The organism is Rhodoferax fermentans (assembly GCF_002017865.1).
In the GTDB taxonomy this organism is placed as follows: Bacteria; Pseudomonadota; Gammaproteobacteria; order Burkholderiales; family Burkholderiaceae_C; genus Rhodoferax; species Rhodoferax fermentans.
Genome location: NZ_MTJN01000002.1, coordinates 4,305,479 through 4,322,592, shown reverse-complemented (window position 1 = coordinate 4,322,592; position 17,114 = coordinate 4,305,479). Strand labels below are relative to the sequence as shown.

Sequence of the window (17,114 nt, the reverse complement as noted above, 5' to 3'; positions counted from 1 at the left end):
CACTTTTTATACCAAGGAGACTCTATGACGGATGCGATTGTGATTGTGGCTGCCGCGCGCACGCCGATGGGCAGTTTTCAGGGTGACTTTGCCACGCTCGCCGCGCATGACCTGGGTGCGGCCGCCATCCGCGCGGCGGTTGAGCGCGCCGCGATTGCACCGGCGCTGGTGGATGAGGTGCTGTTTGGCAATGTGTTGCCCGCCGGCCAGGGCCAGGCACCGGCGCGCCAGGCTGCACTGAAGGCGGGTTTGCCGATCAGCGCGGGCGCGGTGACCTTGTCCAAAATCTGCGGCTCGGGCATGCGCAGCACCATGTTTGGCCACGACATGCTGCTGGCCGGTAGCGCCGATGTGCTGGTCACCGGCGGTATGGAGAGCATGACCAATGCCCCCTACCTGCTGCAAAAAGGCCGGGCCGGTTACCGCATTGGCCACGACCGGATTTTTGACCACATGATGCTCGATGGCCTGGAGGACGCCTACGAGGTCGGGCGCTCCATGGGCACGTTTGGTGAAGACTGCGCCGCCCAATACGGCTTCACCCGCGCCCAGCAGGACGCTTATGCGATTGCCAGCGTGAGCCGTGCACAACATGCCATCCAATCGGGTGCGTTTGCCGCCGAGATCACCCCGGTCACGGTCAAGGGCCGCCACGGCGACACGGTGATCAGCGTGGACGAAGGGCCGGGCCGCATCAAACTCGACAAGATCCCCACGCTCAAACCCGCGTTCAAAAAAGACGGCAGCATCACCGCCGCCAGCAGCTCCAGCATCAACGACGGCGCGGCCGCACTGGTGCTGATGCGGGAAAGCACCGCCACCAAGTTCGGCTGCCAGCCATTGGCACGACTGGTGGCACACGCGGTTCATGCGCAGGAGCCGGCCAAATTTGCCACCGCGCCGGTCGGCTCGGTGCACAAGGTGCTGGCGCGGGCGGGCTGGAGCGTGGCCGACGTCGACCTGTGGGAGGTCAACGAAGCTTTTGCGGTGGTGGCCATGGCGCTGATGCACGAGCTGAACCTGGGCCACGAGGTGGTCAACGTCAACGGCGGCGCCTGCGCGCTGGGCCACCCGATTGGCGCCAGTGGCGCGCGCATCATGGTCACCTTGCTGTATGCCTTGCAGGCACGTGGCCTGAAAAAGGGCGTGGCCACCCTGTGTATTGGTGGCGGCGAGGCGACCGCAGTGGCGCTTGAATTGTTATAAATTTGATAGTTGCTGACCCAATCAAAATAAGGGCTTGAGGCATGAATGTTTTGGTGATAGGCGCCTCGCGCGGTATTGGCCTGGAGCTGGTGCGCCAGTACTTGGATGCGGGCCAGCGTGTGATCGCCACCGCGCGCGACGCAGACGGGCTGGCGCGGCTCAAGGATGTGGGCGCGCAGACCATCCAGCTGGATGTGGCCGACCCGGCCAGTGTCAGCGGCCTGAGCTGGCTGCTCGATGGTGAGAAGCTGGACCTGGCGCTGTATGTGGCCGGGGTGTTCTCGACCGGTGGCGCCATCTCGCCGCCAACGCAGCAGGACTTTGACGTGATGATGCACACCAACGTGTTGGGGGTCATGCAGGCCTTGCCCCAGGTGGCGCCCTGGGTCGAGGAGGCGGGTGGGCAGTTTGCCTTTTTGTCCAGCGACATGGGCCACATCGGCGACAGCCGCAGCAGCCGGGGCTGGCTCTACAAGGTCAGCAAGGCCGCGCTCAACATGGCCGTGGTGGCCGCCCAGCCGGACTACCCGCGTGCCCAGTTTCTGCTGCTACACCCCGGCTGGGTGCAGACCGACATGGGCACATCGGCGGCGGCGCTGACGGTGCAAGACAGTGTGTCCGCCCTGCGCCAGACGCTGGCCAAGCACAAAAGCAGCAAGACGATACACGGCTGTGACGACGTGCCTTACCTGCAATGGGATGGCCGCCCCTTCGCGGGTTGGTAAACAGCCCACAACACAAGCAACGGAGACCCCATGCTGCTGACCCAAGACCAGGAAATGGTGCGCGACGCGGTGCGCGCTTTTGCCCAAGCCGAACTCTGGCCCCACGCCGCCCGCTGGGACAAGGAACACACCTTTCCCAAAGCCGCGCACCAAGGGCTGGCCGCGCTGGGTTGTTATGGCATCTGTGTGCCCGAGGAGCTCGGTGGCGCCGGGATGGACTACCTGACGCTGGCGCTGGTGCTCGAGGAAATTGCCGCTGGTGATGGCGGTACCAGCACCGTGATCAGTGTCACCAACTGCCCGGTCAACGCCATCCTGATGAAGTACGGCAACGCTGCCCAAAAGAAGCAGTGGCTGGAGCCGCTGGCGCAGGGCCAGATGCTGGGCGCCTTCTGCCTGACCGAGCCGCATGTCGGCAGTGACGCGTCGGGCTTGCGCACCACGGCGGTCAAAGACGGTGACAGTTATCTGATCAACGGTGTCAAACAGTTCATCACCAGCGGCAAAAACGGTGATCTGGCCATTGTGATTGCGGTGACCGACAAGGGCGCGGGCAAGAAGGGCATGAGTGCGTTCCTGGTGCCGACCAACACCCCGGGTTATGTGGTGGCGCGGGTGGAGGACAAACTGGGCCAACACAGCAGCGACACCGCGCAGATCAACTTCGACAACTGCCGTGTGCCCGCAGAGAACCTGATTGGCAAAGAGGGCGAGGGGTACGGCATTGCGCTGGGTGGCTTGGAAGGTGGCCGCATCGGCATCGCCGCACAAAGTGTTGGCATGGCGCGCAGTGCACTGGAGGTCGCCATCACCTACGCCAAAGACCGCAGCAGCTTTGGCACAGCCATCTTCAACCACCAGGCGGTGGGTTTCCGTCTGGCCGAATGTGCCACCCAACTCGAAGCGGCTCGCCAGCTGATCTGGCACGCCGCCAGCCTGCGTGATGCGGGTCGCCCCTGCCTCAAGGAGGCGGCCATGGCCAAACTGTTTGCCAGCGAGATGGCTGAAAAAGTTTGCAGCGCCGCCATCCAGACGCTCGGTGGTTATGGTTATGTGAGCGACTTCCCCGTGGAGCGCATCTACCGCGATGTGCGCGTCTGCCAGATCTACGAAGGCACGAGTGACGTGCAAAAAATCATCATCCAGCGGGCGCTGGGCTGAGGGCGGGCCTGCTCAGCGGGTGGGCGTCTCTGGTCCTCAAGACACGTCGCAAGCAATGTCTGCTGGCCGTCGCCGGAGTTCAAAGTCAATGACACCCAGGGCGTTAACCAGGTTGACATCCTGGTGGTCGGCCAGGGCGCCGTGGCACTTCTAGAATGCTCAGCTCCCAACCACATGACAAGGCGGGTGATGAAGCAGATTTTTTTCTCTGAAGTGTGCGCGCCGATGGCCACCGCAGGGTGGTTGCTTGGCCGGGGCGCTGCCTGAGCATGGGTGTCGAAGACCGCGACTGGTTTCGGGACGCGCAGCGCGAGCGCGACAAACAACGTCAGCTCAATGACACCCGCCACAAGTTCAGATCGTTCTCGAACAACAACCTGCGCCACCAAGCGACGTCAAAACCATCCGCGCCGCGCCAAACCGGGCTGATCCCGATGCTGCTGTTCTGGTTTGCTGTCATGGGCCTGGTGTATGGCTTGATGACGTATTACCTCAAACCCAAACAGTCGCAGGTGCTGGCCAATGGTGATCTGGTCATCCCACGGGCGCAAGACGGCCACTTCTACAGCCCTGGCAGCATCAACGGGCGCGAGGTGATGTTCCTGGTGGACACCGGTGCCTCGCTGGTGAGTGTCAGTGAGCCGCTGGCCCAGGCCGCAGGCGTGAACGGCGGTGTACCCACCACCTTCCACACGGCCAACGGCGAGCGAGCGGGCCGGGTGGTGGACGGCGTGACGGTGGTGCTGGGCCCACTGCGTGTCAGCAACGTCAAGGTGGGTGTGGGCTTGAGTTTGGGGGACGACAAGCAGGCGCTGCTGGGGCAGTCGTTCCTGTCCAAATTTGACATCAGCCTGGGCCAGAAGCAGATGGTGCTGCGGGCGCGCTAGGTTCTGCATTTTTAAAAAATGATAGCTATCTGCGCTTGTTTTATAAGGGCTGGAGGCCATTTTTGTTTATGAGTAACTCAGCCACTGGCTTGCCCCCGGGGCTGACTGTGCTGGAGCGCGGCTGGTTGTCGTCCAACAACATCGTGATCCAGGGCGCGGCGGGCACCGCGTTGATCGACAGTGGTTACTGCACCCATGCGCCGCAAACCTTGGCCCTGCTGGCCGCCAGCCTGCAGGGCCGGGCGCTGGATGTGCTGATCAACACCCATTTGCACAGTGACCACTGTGGTGGCAATGTGGCATTACAAGCGGCCTACCCGCAACTGCGCACCCTGATCCCGCCCGGGCAGGCCGCGTATGTGCGCGACTGGAACCCGCACGCATTGAGCTACACCCCCACCGGGCAAAGCTGCCCGCGTTTTGGTTTTGACGCGGTGCTGGTGCCGGGCTCCGAGTTGTCCCTGGGTGACGCGGTGTGGCAGGTGCATGCCGCGCCGGGGCACGACACCTATTCGGTGATTTTGTTTGAGCCGATGAGCCGCACCCTGGTGTCGGCCGACGCCTTGTGGCAGCGAGGTTTTGGCGTGGTGTTCCCCGAGCTGGATGGCGACGGCGCCTTTGACGAGGTGGCCGCCACGCTCGATGTGATCGAGGCGCTGGCGCCGCGCTGGGTGGTGCCCGGCCACGGCGCGCCGTTCACCGATGTGGCGCAGGCGCTGGGTGTGGCGCGCCAGCGGCTGGCGCGTTTTGTGGCCCACCCGCAGCAACATCTGCGCTACGCCACCAAGGTCTTGCTCAAGTTCAAGCTGCTGGAGGCCCAATCTTTGGAACAATCCGAGCTGCTGGCCTGGGCGCAAGCCACGCCCTACCTGGCCCGATTGGTGCACCAGCAATTTGCCGAGTTGCCTTTGGCGCAGGCGCTGGCGTTGCTGGTGGACGAGCTGGTGGCGTCCGGCGCGGCCAGGCAGCAAGGCCCCCACTTGTTCAATACCTGACCCAGACACAGATGACCGATGTGATTGTCAAACCCTTGCGGCGCTGGATGTTGGCGCTGATGGTGCTGGTGCTGCTGAGCGGCTGCTCCAGCCTGCGACCCTGGCAGAACCAGCCGATGAAAATGTATGGTGACCGTGAGGCAGCGCTGCGTGACGCGGCTCCCGCGCAAGACCGCAAGATGCTGATGCTGGTGAGCCTCTCGGGCGGTGGCGCACGTGCCGCTGCCTTTGGTTATGGCGTGCTCGATGCCTTGCGCCAGACTCAGGTGCCATGGCAGGGCAACAGCATCAGTCTGATTGACGAGCTGGACCTGATCAGTGGGGTGTCGGGCGGCAGCATCGTGGCGGCGTATTACGCGGCCTTTGGCAGTGAGACTTTTCCGGCTTTTGAGAACCAGTTCCTGCGCAAGAACTTCCAGGACAACCTGGTCAGCTACGCCCTCAAAGTGCGCAACCTGTACGACCTGACCTCGCCCTGGTTTGGCCGGTCCAACCTGCTGGAGCGGCGCCTGGACGAGCTGTTCAAAGGCAAAACCTTTGGTGACCTGACCGAACGCCCGGGCCATCCCGGGCTGCTGGTCTCTGCCACCGACCTGTCGCTGGGCTCTGGGTTCGAGTTCAGCTGGCGACAGTTCTCGCTGATCTGCTCCGATTTGAACAGCGTGCCACTGTCGTTTGCGGTGGCGGCCTCCAGCGCGGTGCCGATTGCGTTGAGCCCGATGACACTCAAAAACTACAGCGACACCTGTGCCCAACCGGTGACGCTGACCAGCTCCGAGGCCGATGCCTACCGCGTGCGCCTGTTGCGTGACAGCCAGCGCTCCTACTTGGACGCCTCCACCCGTCCCTACATCCATCTGGTGGACGGTGGTCTGGTTGACAACCTGGGCCTGCGCAGTTTGCTGGATCGCTCGCAAGCCGACGGTGGCCTGCGCAGCGCGGTCGGCCCGATGACGGATACACCGATCGAGAAGCTCGTGATCATCGCGGTGAATGCCGAGCGGGCTGCCTCGGAAAACATCGACTCGCACGACGAGGTGCCCACCACCTTGCAGGTGATGGACGCGCTGCTGTTTGGCACCGGCGGGCGCGCCACCCAGGAGACGCTGGAGCTGCTGCGCGACACCGTCCAAGCCTGGCGCCAGGAGCTGCGCAAGCGCAGTGCTGACGACCCGTTTGCGCCAGATGCCAAGATTTATGTCATCAACGTTAACCTGAGTGACGCGCCCGAGATGGCCGAGCGCCGGGTGTTGCTGCAGATTCCCACCGCGTTTTCACTGCCCAACGACGATGTCACGCGGCTGGTGGCTGCGGGTGGGCGGGTGCTGCGCAGTTCCAAGGAATTTCAGTCCTTGTTGAAGGATCTGGGGGCGACACCTGTTGTCCCGTGATTTGTGAGAAGTTGGGCGAGAGCCCACGTATTTAAAGGGTTAGTAGCTATGAGTTTTAAGGCGGTTCTGTTTGACTGTGACGGTGTGTTGGTGGACAGCGAGGCCATCACCTGTGGTGTGTTGCGTGACATGTTGGATGAGAGTGGCTGGTCCATGACGCTGGCCGAATGTATGGCTTTTTTCATCGGCAAGGCGGTGCGTGAGGAGCATGCCGAGATTGAACGCCGCACCGGCCAGCCGTTGACCGAAGACTGGATGCAGCGCTTTTACCAGCGCCGTAACGAGGCGCTTTGCGCCCGGGCGACCATCATCGCCGGTGCTGACGCGGCGGTGCAGGCCGCACACACGCGCTTTGACGGTCAGATCGCGTGCGCCTCAGGGGCGGATCGTTTCAAGGTCGAGATGATGTTGGGCCAGGTCGGCTTGCTGGACTTTTTTGCGGGGCGCGTTTTCAGCGGGCATGAAATGCCACGCTCCAAACCCGCGCCGGACGTGTATCTGGCAGCGGCCCGGCACCTTGACGTGCCCGCCGAGCATTGCCTGGTGATCGAAGACACCACGGTCGGTATCACCGCTGGTGTGGCGGCGGGGGCCACCGTCTGGGCCTACTGCCCACTGCCGGAAGCGGGGCCGGCTTTGCTGGCGGCCGGTGCGCACCGGCTGTTTCCTAACATGACTGAGCTGGCTGTTTTGCTGGGGACAAGCTGATATTTTTTTATTAATTTTTGGCACTTGTCCCTGCTGCTTATTTTTTTGGCATCGCGTTGCAGGCCGCACCAGACAAGGCTTTGCCGGGTTGTTCTGTGACTGGTGCACAAAGTTATCCACACAAACTGTGAGTTGCTCGGGAAAAAACTTGTGGTAAGGATTTTGTAAGCACGTTCGCAACGAGATTTGTTGGACTAGGCTTGTGCGATCAGCAACTCGGTGTGGCTGTCGGTGATCTTGGCAGCGGTCTCGGCATCAATCCCTGAATCGGTGACCACGCTATCGATCTGCGCAAAATCGGCGAAAAAGGCAGAACGGAACTGGCCGAACTTGCCTGAATCCACCACCAGAATCTTCTTGATGGCGATACCCAGGATGGCTTGCTTGATCTTCACCTCGTGCAGGTGTGAGCAGCTGATGCCTCGCTCCAGGCTGACCCCGCCTGCGGACAGAAAGGCTTTGTTGATGCCGAATTTGTTCAGGTAACCCACACTCTCTTCGCAGTAAAAGGTGGCTGATGACGGGTAGTAGACACCGCCCAGCAGCACCAAGGTCACGTTGGGAAAGCTGGAGAGTGGGTAGGCAATGTTCTTTGCATAACAAATCACCGTGCACTCGATGTCTTTGGGCATGGCAGCCACGATGTGGGGTGTTGTGGTACCGCAGTCGATGAAGATGCAGTCCCCACTCTGGATCTGTTCGGCTGCAAGGCGACCGACCCAACGCTTGTTCTTGAGCCCGACGCCCTTTTCGCTGTCCAGACTGTACTGGGAGGCCTTGTTCGTTCCTGGCTTGACCAGATAACCACCGAGATAGAGGAGTCGGTTGTCCCCATGGGCGATGTCGCGCCGAAGTGTCATCTCGGACACTTCGAGCATTTGAGCGACATCGCGGATGTGGAGTGACTGATTGACTTCCAGCAGGGCCAATATCTTGTCAATGCGTTGTCGCCTTTTCTCAAACATGGCAGACATCCTTCATCTGAAGAAAACAGAGTCCGACGCACAGAGCAGGCGTGTGTGTATCTCTGACGTTGCAGCTGCGAAGGACCTCGGCACAAACTTCCTGGCCATTTTTATTCATCATTTTTCCCTTCTGATATGGACCCTCTTCAGGAGACCATGGCATGCAAATTCTGAGCCACTAACGACGCGTCTGGTCGTGGGGCCTTTCCTCGAAAAATAAGCATGGCTTGCACTTTACGATCAATGTGAATAACATTCAACAAAAAATGTGAAGATCCAAACATTAGATGTATCATTTATCTCAATAAAGATGCATTGAACCCAACATTTGACAGGTGGCGCATGACAAACACAGTGATGGTGAATGACCGTAGCTTGGCCTCTTATATTGACCACACCATCCTGAAGCCCGACGCCCAGCGGGTGGAAGTGGAGCGTTTATGTGATGAGGCGATTCGCTTCAAGTTTGCTTCGGTGTGCGTGAATCCCTACTGGGTTCCTTTGGTTGCCCAGAAACTCAAAGGCAGTGGGGTTCTGACTTGTTGTGTGGTGGGGTTCCCGCTGGGCGCCACGCTCAGTGAGTGCAAGGCTCAGGAAACCCAGGCCTGCATCCAAAACGGTGCCGATGAAGTCGACATGGTCATCAATGTGGGCGCTCTGAAAGACGGTGATCTTGACCTGGTGCGAGATGACATCGCTTTGGTAAAAAAAGCGTGCGCAGGCAAAACCCTCAAGGTGATCATTGAAACCTGCTTGTTGACAGACGCCCAAAAAGAAACTGCTTGCCGACTCAGCGTTGAAGCTGGGGCGGATTTTGTCAAAACCTCCACGGGTTTTGGTAAGTCGGGTGCCACCGTGGCAGATATTGCGTTGATGCGCCAAACGGTGGGGCCGCTGGTGGGTGTCAAGGCCTCGGGTGGGGTTCGCAGCCAGGCCGATGCGCTGGCCATGATTGAAGCCGGGGCTTCCAGGGTTGGCGCCAGTCTGAGCGTGACCATCATCGGCGCTTGAGCCGAGCGAGTCCAAAGTGAAATTTCTGCCATCCATCCTGTTCCGGGTTGGGGCACTTCAACACGACTTCATCTGCGCTTGTTTTTGCGCTGGTGGACGTGTACATCCGTCGTAGACGACAGGATGTATTCCTGCTGAGTGTGAGTTGAGTTTTTATGTCCGACAAACTATAGAGGGGTACACATGAAGAAGTTGTTTTCCATCGTTACAGCAATCACCATGCTGGGTGCTAGTTCTGTTTATGCGGCTGGCAATGGACCTGTCGACGTCAGCAAAGTCAGTAAGGACATCACGGCGGCGGCCACCAAGAAAAAATTCACGATCGCCACGGTTGTCAAGGTGGATGGCATCGCTTGGTTTGACCGCATGCGCAACGGCGTCAACCAGTTCAAGGCCGATACCGGCCACGACACCTGGATGGTGGGTCCCTCTCAGGCTGATGCCGCTGCCCAGGTGCAGATCATCGAAAACCTGATTGCTCAAGGTGTGGACGCTATTTGTGTTGTGCCTTTCTCGGTCGAAGCCCTTGAGCCTGTTCTCAAAAAGGCACGTGATCGTGGCATTGTGGTGATCGCGCACGAAGCCTCCAACCTGCAAAACTCGGACTTCACACTAGAAGCCTTTGACAACTTGGCCTATGGCGCCAAACTGATGGAAGTGCTGGCCAAGTCGATGGGCGGTGAAGGCCAGTATGTGGCCACCGTCGGCAGCCTAACCTCCAAGTCGCAAAACGAGTGGATTGACGGTGGCGTGGCCTACCAGAAGAAGAACTTCCCCAAGATGCAGGAAGTGACCAAACGCCTTGAAACGTCTGATGACGCCAACACCGACTACACCAAGCTCAAGGAAACACTGACCACGTATCCCAAGCTCAAGGGTGTGCTCGGTGGTCCTATGCCCACCTCGGCTGGCGCGGGCCGTCTGATCGCTGAACGTGGCTTGAACGGCAAGATCTTCTTCGCCGGGACCGGTCTGGTGTCGGTGGCTGGTGAATATCTGAAAAACAACAACATCCAGTACATCCAGTTCTGGGACCCGGCTGTTGCGGGTTATGCGATGAATGAGCTGGCAGTCATGACACTGTCTGGCAAGAAGGCACAGATCAAGGCTGGTCTGAACCTCGGCCTGGAAGGGTATGGCAACCTGAGCAGCCCGGATGCCAAGAAGCCTAACCTGCTGTACGGACAAGGCTGGGTGGGTGTTACCAAAGAAAACATGGGCAAATACAACTTCTAACCCGTGTGTGGGGCGCTTCGGTTGGGAAGTGCCCCACAGTTTTCGTTGGATCTGTTAGCCGGGGGATATCAATGTCAGATGCCTATCTCGAGTTAAGAAACGTTAGCAAGAGATTCTCGGGGGTGCAAGCACTCGATCAGATTTCGCTCAGGATCATGCCGGGTGAAATCCATTGTCTTGCTGGTGAGAATGGTTCAGGGAAGTCAACCGTCATCAAGGTCATCTCCGGGGTTTACCAGCCGGATGAAGGCGAGATGCTGATCGATGGGAAGCCATTTTTTGCCAAATCACCAGTCGATGCGATTGCAAGCGGCGTGCAGGTGATCTATCAGGATTTTTCGTTGTTCGGCAACCTGACCGTGGCGGAAAACCTGTCGATCAATACCCAGTTGCGCGAAAAGCGGACTTGGGTGAACTGGAAGAAGTCGCGCCAACTGGCGTCGGAAGCTTTGCAGCGCCTCGGGGTGGACATTGATCTGGATGCCAAGATCGAGACCCTGCCAACGGCGCAAAAACAGCTGATTGCAATTGCCCGCTCGATGATGAACGACGTGCGTCTGATCATCATGGATGAGCCGACAACCGCCCTGACCGGCAAAGAAATCACGACCCTGTTTGAGATCGTGCGCGACATCCAGCGCAGAGGTATCGCCATCCTGTTTGTCAGTCACAAGATGCGCGAAATGCTCGACATCAGTGAACGCATCACGGTGATTCGCAACGGGCGAAAGATTGCCGACGGCCAGACCCGTGATTTCACCGAAGCGCTGATCACCAAACACATGACCGGGCACGACATTGAAGTCAATCACTTTGAATGGAAGCCTGCAACAACCGCTGTCGTGCCGCGACTGGAAGTGCGCCATCTGAGCCTGCCCGGCAGTTATGAAGATCTGAATTTCAAGATATTCCCAGGCGAAATTGTGGGCATTTCTAGCCTGCTGGGCTCTGGGCGGACCGAGTTTGCGCTGTCCTTGTTTGGTCTGATGACGGGTTTCAGCGGCGAGATCCGTCTCAACGACCAGCCGGTCAAGATCGGTTCGGTGCAGGACGCGATCAACCACAGGATCGCTTACGTGCCGGAAGATCGCCTGAGTGAAGGCATCTTTCCGACCCAGTCGATCAACCGCAACATGTTGTCGACCATGTACGAGCGGCTGTCGCGTTATCTGGTCATCGACCGAGAGAAGGCTGCCAGCTTGGCCGCAGAGATGATCAAAAAACTGACGATCGCCACGCCCAGTGGTGAAAAACCGGTCAATCAGCTCTCCGGGGGCAATGCCCAGCGGGTGGTGATTGGACGCTGGCTCATGACCGGTGCAGAAGTGCTGATCCTCAACGGTCCGACAGTTGGTGTGGACGTCGGCTCCAAAGCCGAGATTCACAAGATCATCCGGGCCCTGACCCAACAGGAGAACGGCTTGAGCGTCATCATGATCTCCGACGACGTTCCCGAGTTGATCCAAAACTGCAACCGCATCGTGATGATGCACAAAGGGCGCTTCCTGGAGGAACTGGTGGCAAGCCAGACTTCGGAAGACGAGATCAACGCCAAATTGAAATCCTTCGGTTGAGGTGGTCAGCATGAAATTTTTCCGCAATTCCGAAGCCGTCATTGGTTTGATCATCATCGCGGCCATGATCTTGATTGGCGCCGTGAACCCGGCGTTTTGGGATCTTGACAACCTGTTCAGCCTGCTTCAGAGCAACATCATCATTGGCATCATGGCGCTTGGCGTGTTGCTGGTCATGATCTCCGGGGGGATTGATGTCTCATTCCCGGCCGTGGCAGTGGCCGGCATGTTTCTCACGGTCCACGGCATGCTGCTGACCCAATACGACGGAGTGCTGCTTCCTTTTGTCGTCGCGACCCTGATCGGTTTGACCCTGGGGGCATTCAATGCGCTGCTGGTTTACCGGTTCAAGATGATCCCGTTGATCGTGACGCTGGGCACCGCCAGCATCGTGCGCGGGCTGATTCTGGGCATCATTGGCACCAGCATGATCAACATTGACCGGTTTCCCAAGGTGTTGATCAACTTCACGAAGTCGGACATCTACACGGTGGTCAAACCCGACGGAACCACCTCAGGGATGACCAGCATGTTGCTGATCTACCTCGGCGTCGCGCTGCTGATTCACATCATCCTGAAATACACCATGCTCGGGCGCAGTGTGTATGCGATGGGGGGCTCGGCCGAGTCGGCCAGCCGGGTGGGCTTCAGCCTGAAAAAAACCACCTTCTTTGTGTATTGCGCTTGTGGCGCTCTGGCTGGCTTCGCCGGGATGTTGCATTCCTCCATGATCTGGCTGTGCAACCCGCGTGACTTTGTTGGCATGGACATGCAGGTGATTGCGGCGGTGGTGCTGGGCGGCGCTTCGATTTTTGGCGGCAGCGGCAGCGTGATCGGCACCATGATGGGTGTTTTTATGCTGGTGATGGTCAAGAACAGCCTGATCCTCATGAAGGTCGAAACCACCTGGCAGCTGGTGGTCCTGGGGACCATTCTGATCGTGGCGACAGCTTTCTCCGCCAAGCGTGACCGCAAGAGTCGCACGTAATTGAGGTGCCCAAATGACTACAGATTTTGATTCACGCAGATTCTTGAAGCACGACAGCAACCTGACTCAGCTGGTGCTGATCACGGTGTTTATCTTCGTGGCCATGAGCATCGTGTCGCCGGACAAGTTCCTGCGGTACTACAACTTTCAGTCCATCTCTTTCCTGTTTCCCGAAATCGGCCTGTTGTCGATCGCCATGATGATTGCCATGCTCACCGGGGGCATTGATTTGTCGATCATCGGCATCGCCAACTTGTCTGCGATTCTGGCGGGTGTCTATTTTTCAAAGACCATTGGCAGCGACACCTCGATGTCCGACAGCCAGCAATTGATGCATGTGGGTGTGGGAGTGGTCCTGGCGCTGGGAGTCGGAACACTGGCAGGTGCCTTGAATGGGTTCCTGATCACACGCATGCGCATCACGCCGATCCTGGCCACCATCGGCACCGGCCAGCTGTTCACGGGTTTTGCCTTGGTCATCACCGGCGGGCCAGCCATCACCGGGTTTCCGAAGTATTGGGCCGAGATCGGCGGGGGCACTGTTTTTGGTGTGTCGATTCCGTTCCTGATTTTTGTGGTGATCGCTTCCGCCATCGCTTTTCTTCTGTCCAGAACGGTTTTTGGCATCAACCTGATGTTGATTGGCACCAATGCCAAGGCGGCATTGTTCGCAGGGCTCAAACGCGACAAGATGGTGTTCCTGAGTTACATGATGAGCGGCGTGCTGGCCAGCATGGCGGGGATACTGCTCTCTGCCCGGGTGAATGCGGCGAAGTCCGACTACGGCACGTCTTACCTGTTGCAGGCACTGTTGATTGCGGTTTTGGGGGGAACCAACCCAGCGGGCGGCAAAGGGCGGGTTCTGGGCATTTGCATCGCGGTGCTGGCGCTGATGTTCCTCTCCAGCGGGTTCCAGATCATGCGTTTCAGCATCCATCTGATCGACTTCATCTTCGGGGCGTTCCTCGTGGGCGTCATCATTCTCAACATGGTTCTGGAAAAACGGCGGGGGAAATCATGATGCAAAACATCAGCATTGAACTGAAAAAATCGTTTTTTACGGCGAGCGAGCAGGAAGTTTTCTCCGCTGGTGACATGTCGGTCAGCCTGTTCAGGTATGACAGCGGTGTGGAAGCCCTGCGCCTGAAGAACAACCGTGGCCACCTGATCGTGCTGCCGTTCATGGGGCAGATGGTCTGGGAGGCGGTGTTTGACGGGGTTAGCCTGGGCATGAAAAGCATGTTCAAACAGCCCCGCCCGGCCACTGACATTTTGCAGACTTATGGCTGCTTCGCCTACCACAGCGGGCTGCTGCGCAACGGTTGCCCATCCCCCGAGGACACCCATGCGTTGCACGGCGAAATGCCTTGTGCGCCGATGGACCGGGCGCATATTCTCTGTGGTGAAGACCAGGGCGGTTTTTATGTGGCGCTGGTCAGTGAATGGGAGTACGCCATGGGCTTTGGCAACCATTACCTGGCCACACCACGGATTGTTTTGCGCCCCAACGAGAGCTTGTTTGATCTGGAAATGAAGGTCCAGAATTTGTCTGGTGCACCCATGGACCTGATGTACATCAGCCATGTCAATTTCGGCCTAGTGAAGGACGGCAAGATCTTTCAGGCGGCAGATTTCAGCCCCAGCGACACCTGTGTCAGAACCTCGATTCCAGGGCACATTCAGCCGACACCGGTGTACCAAGCCCTCATTGACGAACTGGCCAAACACCCGGACCGCTCCGAGGTGTTGCACGACGTCGCGCAGTACAACCCGGAACAGGTTTTTTTCATCCGCCATCTCAAGTCAGACCCAAACGGGCTGACCCACATGATGGTGCGTCGGCCTGAGCAAGACGGTTTCTACATGTCCTGGTCACCCAAGGACATGCCCAAAACGATCCGATGGATTCTGTGCAATTCCGACCAGGAGGTGGGCGCCTTTGCGTTGCCAGGAAGCTGCGAGCCCGAAGGTTATCTGGCGGAGAAAGCCAAGGGCAATGTGCGCAGCCTGGCTGGCGGTGAGACCGCACATTTCAAGGTCAGGCTGGGTTATCTGGATCGCCAAGGGGCGGATGGGGTTCAGGCGGCCATAACCAGCCTGAACACACCGAGTGCTTAACCAAAAGGGGATTGTTATGGCAGGACGTATTGCAGTCATTGGCAGCAACATGGTTGATCTCGTCACCTACACGGACCGTATGCCGCGTAAAGGCGAAACCATCGAAGCGCCCGAGTTTTCCATGGGGTTTGGCGGCAAGGGATCGAACCAGGCGGTCGCCGCAGCGCGCCTGGGTGCCGATGTGCTGATGCTGACCAAGGTGGGTGACGACATGTTTGGCCCCAACACACGCCAGAACTACATCAACAACGGCATCGATGCGCGCTATGTTGACACCGTGCCGGGTGCCAGCAGTGGTGTGGCGCCGATTTTTGTGGACTCCAGCGCAGAGAACTGCATTTTCATCATCAAAGGCGCCAACGGCCAGCTGATGCCCGCCGATGTGGACCGTGCTGAGGCCGACCTGAAGACCTGCAAGCTGATCATTTTGCAGCTGGAGATTCCGCTGGAGACGGTCTACCACGCCATTGAGTTTGGCGCCCGCCATGGCATTGAGACGCTGCTGAACCCGGCGCCTGCGGCTCCGGACCTCGAATTGAGCAAATGCCTCAAGGCCAGTTTCCTTGTCCCCAACGAAACCGAGCTGGCCACCTTGACCCAGATGCCAACGGAAAACACCGAACAAGTGGTCGCTGCAGCGCGTGTGCTGATTGCCAAAGGCATCAAGACCGTGGTGGTGACGATGGGCAAAAAAGGCGCGATGCTGGTGACGCAAGACCGTCAAGATTTCATCCCCGGGTTTGACCGCATCAAAGCGATCGACACCACCGGTGCGGGAGACGCCTACATTGGCAGTTTTGCCCATTTTTATGTGGCTTCGGGCGATGTGTTGTCCTCGCTCAAGAAGGCCGCACTGTATGCGGCAGATGCGGTGACCAAGCCGGGCACCCAGAAGTCCTACGCCAGTGCAGAGGGATTTGCTGCGTTTTGCCAGAAATACGGTGTGTAAACGCCGGGCTGCACCTCTGAGGCAGCCGCAGTTTTAAGGCCCTGCGCGCCTGAACTGGTCGGGCGAGCGCCCGGTCCAGCCTTTGAAGGCGCGGATAAAACTTTTCTCGTTCTGAAACCCGGCCGCTTGCGCCACCTGTTTGATCGGGCGCTGGCTGCGTTGCAGCAGCTCGATGGCGCGGGCCTGGCGTACCTCGTCCTTGAGCGCCTGCAAAGACGCGCCTTCGTCCTTGAGCTGGCGGTGCAGGGTGCGTGCCGACAGGTGCAGCAGCGCGGCCAGAGCCTCGGCGTTGTGGCTGTGTTCGGGCTGGCTGCTCAGCGCCTGGCGCACCCGTTGCACCAGCAGGCGGTCGCGCCGGTAGGGCAGCACGGTCAGCGGCAGCGCGCGTTGGAGCATTTGGCGCAAAGCGGCCTCGTCGCGGCGCAGCGGCTGTGCCAGGTACATTGCATCAAATTCAATAGCTGCTGGCCCTGATGTAAAAAGGGCTGGAGCCGAAAAAAGCACTGAATACACAGCCTGGTGGGCAGGCGGTTTAAATGGAAACTGCGCGCCGGTGAGCGGGATGCGCGAGTCGATCAGCCAGCAGGCCAGCCCGTGGATGTTGCGCAGCACCGACACCAGGCAGAACTCGCGCAAGTCCTGCAGGTCTCGGTTTTCGGTGATCGTCAGTCTGGCACTGTGGCCGCTGACCGATAGGCTCAGTGTGATGTCGTCGGTGATCAACCCATGGTGGCGGCACCAGCGTTTTAAAGCCACTCCGAGGTTGGGCGCGCTGATCGAGGCGCGCGCCAGCATGCCGTAGCTGCCCCAGGGCAGGCGGCGGCTGAACCAGCCCAGGCCTTCATCATCGAGTTCCTGCATGGCCAGCCCCGAGATGTTTTCCATCTGCGCGGCGGTGATGCGGGCTGCTGGATCGTCCAGAAGTTCTGGCGCAATTTGTGCCGCTGCCAGGGCCTGTGACGGGTCCATACCAGCGCGGCTGTAGGCCAGCACAATGGCATTCACAAAGGCGATCGGTGTCAGCGCCTTTGCGGCACGGCCGGGGGTGATGGCGCGAGCCTGTGGCTTGGCATCAAGGTGGGTGCTCATGCCTTGCAGTATCACCACAGTTGGCAGTATTTGCAACCTGACTGGCTGGCGCGGGCTGCGTCGTTGGCCTATGCTGGCGCACCTGCACACTGCGTGTGGGTCACTGCCGCC

At 59.2% G+C, this 17,114-nt stretch carries 16 protein-coding genes; 14 read left to right on the top strand and 2 right to left on the bottom strand.

Going from position 1 to position 17,114, the window contains the following annotated elements; genetic code table 11:
• Positions 1–24: 24 nt before the first annotated feature.
• The 7 genes from RF819_RS20155 to RF819_RS20125 all read left to right on the top strand — a co-directional run bounded on the left by RF819_RS20155 (position 25) and on the right by RF819_RS20125 (position 7,073).
• A complete protein-coding gene (locus RF819_RS20155; RefSeq protein WP_078366601.1) occupies positions 25–1,206 on the top strand; it encodes an acetyl-CoA C-acyltransferase in 1,182 nt (393 codons plus the stop codon).
• A gap of 41 nt (positions 1,207–1,247) precedes the next feature.
• A complete protein-coding gene (locus RF819_RS20150; protein ID WP_078366600.1) occupies positions 1,248–1,931 on the top strand; it encodes an SDR family oxidoreductase in 684 nt (227 codons plus the stop codon).
• A gap of 30 nt (positions 1,932–1,961) precedes the next feature.
• Positions 1,962–3,092, top strand: coding sequence for an acyl-CoA dehydrogenase family protein (locus RF819_RS20145; protein ID WP_078366599.1), 1,131 nt, complete (start codon positions 1,962–1,964; stop codon positions 3,090–3,092).
• A 269-nt stretch (positions 3,093–3,361) separates the two neighbouring features.
• The gene (locus tag RF819_RS20140; protein ID WP_143541781.1) at positions 3,362–3,979 is read left to right on the top strand and encodes a retropepsin-like aspartic protease family protein; all 618 of its coding nucleotides are present in this window, start codon (positions 3,362–3,364) and stop codon (positions 3,977–3,979) included.
• A 68-nt stretch (positions 3,980–4,047) separates the two neighbouring features.
• Entirely contained in the window at positions 4,048–4,974 is a 927-nt protein-coding gene (locus RF819_RS20135) for an MBL fold metallo-hydrolase (protein WP_078366597.1), read from the top strand.
• A gap of 11 nt (positions 4,975–4,985) precedes the next feature.
• Positions 4,986–6,365, top strand: coding sequence for a patatin-like phospholipase family protein (locus RF819_RS20130; protein WP_143541780.1), 1,380 nt, complete (start codon positions 4,986–4,988; stop codon positions 6,363–6,365).
• A 48-nt stretch (positions 6,366–6,413) separates the two neighbouring features.
• Entirely contained in the window at positions 6,414–7,073 is a 660-nt protein-coding gene (locus RF819_RS20125) for an HAD family hydrolase (RefSeq protein WP_078366596.1), read from the top strand.
• A gap of 194 nt (positions 7,074–7,267) precedes the next feature.
• On the opposite strand, the gene RF819_RS20120 is transcribed toward RF819_RS20125, so the two are convergent.
• Entirely contained in the window at positions 7,268–8,038 is a 771-nt protein-coding gene (locus tag RF819_RS20120; RefSeq protein WP_158081318.1) for a DeoR/GlpR family DNA-binding transcription regulator, read from the bottom strand.
• Between the two features lie 342 nt (positions 8,039–8,380).
• Here RF819_RS20120 and deoC point away from each other — a divergent pair, with 342 nt between their 5' ends.
• From deoC to rbsK, 7 genes are all read left to right on the top strand, one after another.
• A complete protein-coding gene (deoC, locus tag RF819_RS20115; RefSeq protein ID WP_207160699.1) occupies positions 8,381–9,049 on the top strand; it encodes a deoxyribose-phosphate aldolase in 669 nt (222 codons plus the stop codon).
• A 183-nt stretch (positions 9,050–9,232) separates the two neighbouring features.
• A complete protein-coding gene (locus RF819_RS20110; RefSeq protein WP_078366594.1) occupies positions 9,233–10,285 on the top strand; it encodes an autoinducer 2 ABC transporter substrate-binding protein in 1,053 nt (350 codons plus the stop codon).
• Positions 10,286–10,290: 5 nt separating this feature from the next.
• Positions 10,291–11,859, top strand: a complete 1,569-nt coding sequence (locus tag RF819_RS20105; RefSeq protein WP_200223973.1) for a sugar ABC transporter ATP-binding protein — start codon at positions 10,291–10,293, stop codon at positions 11,857–11,859.
• 10 nt (positions 11,860–11,869) lie between these two features.
• Positions 11,870–12,847, top strand: a complete 978-nt coding sequence (locus RF819_RS20100; protein ID WP_078367094.1) for an ABC transporter permease — start codon at positions 11,870–11,872, stop codon at positions 12,845–12,847.
• Between the two features lie 13 nt (positions 12,848–12,860).
• Positions 12,861–13,868, top strand: a complete 1,008-nt coding sequence (locus RF819_RS20095) for an ABC transporter permease (protein ID WP_078366592.1) — start codon at positions 12,861–12,863, stop codon at positions 13,866–13,868.
• Positions 13,868–14,965 (top strand): aldose 1-epimerase family protein, encoded by a 1,098-nt coding sequence (locus RF819_RS20090; protein WP_078367093.1) that lies wholly within the window; start codon positions 13,868–13,870, stop codon positions 14,963–14,965. Before RF819_RS20095 ends, RF819_RS20090 begins: the two co-directional genes overlap by 1 nt.
• Positions 14,966–14,981: 16 nt before the next feature.
• Positions 14,982–15,914: a ribokinase gene (rbsK, locus tag RF819_RS20085; protein ID WP_078366591.1), complete on the top strand. Its 933-nt coding sequence runs from the start codon at positions 14,982–14,984 to the stop codon at positions 15,912–15,914.
• 33 nt (positions 15,915–15,947) lie between these two features.
• On the opposite strand, the gene RF819_RS20080 is transcribed toward rbsK, so the two are convergent.
• Positions 15,948–17,003, bottom strand: coding sequence for an AraC family transcriptional regulator (locus RF819_RS20080; RefSeq protein WP_078366590.1), 1,056 nt, complete (start codon positions 17,001–17,003; stop codon positions 15,948–15,950).
• Between the last annotated feature and the right edge of the window lie 111 nt (positions 17,004–17,114).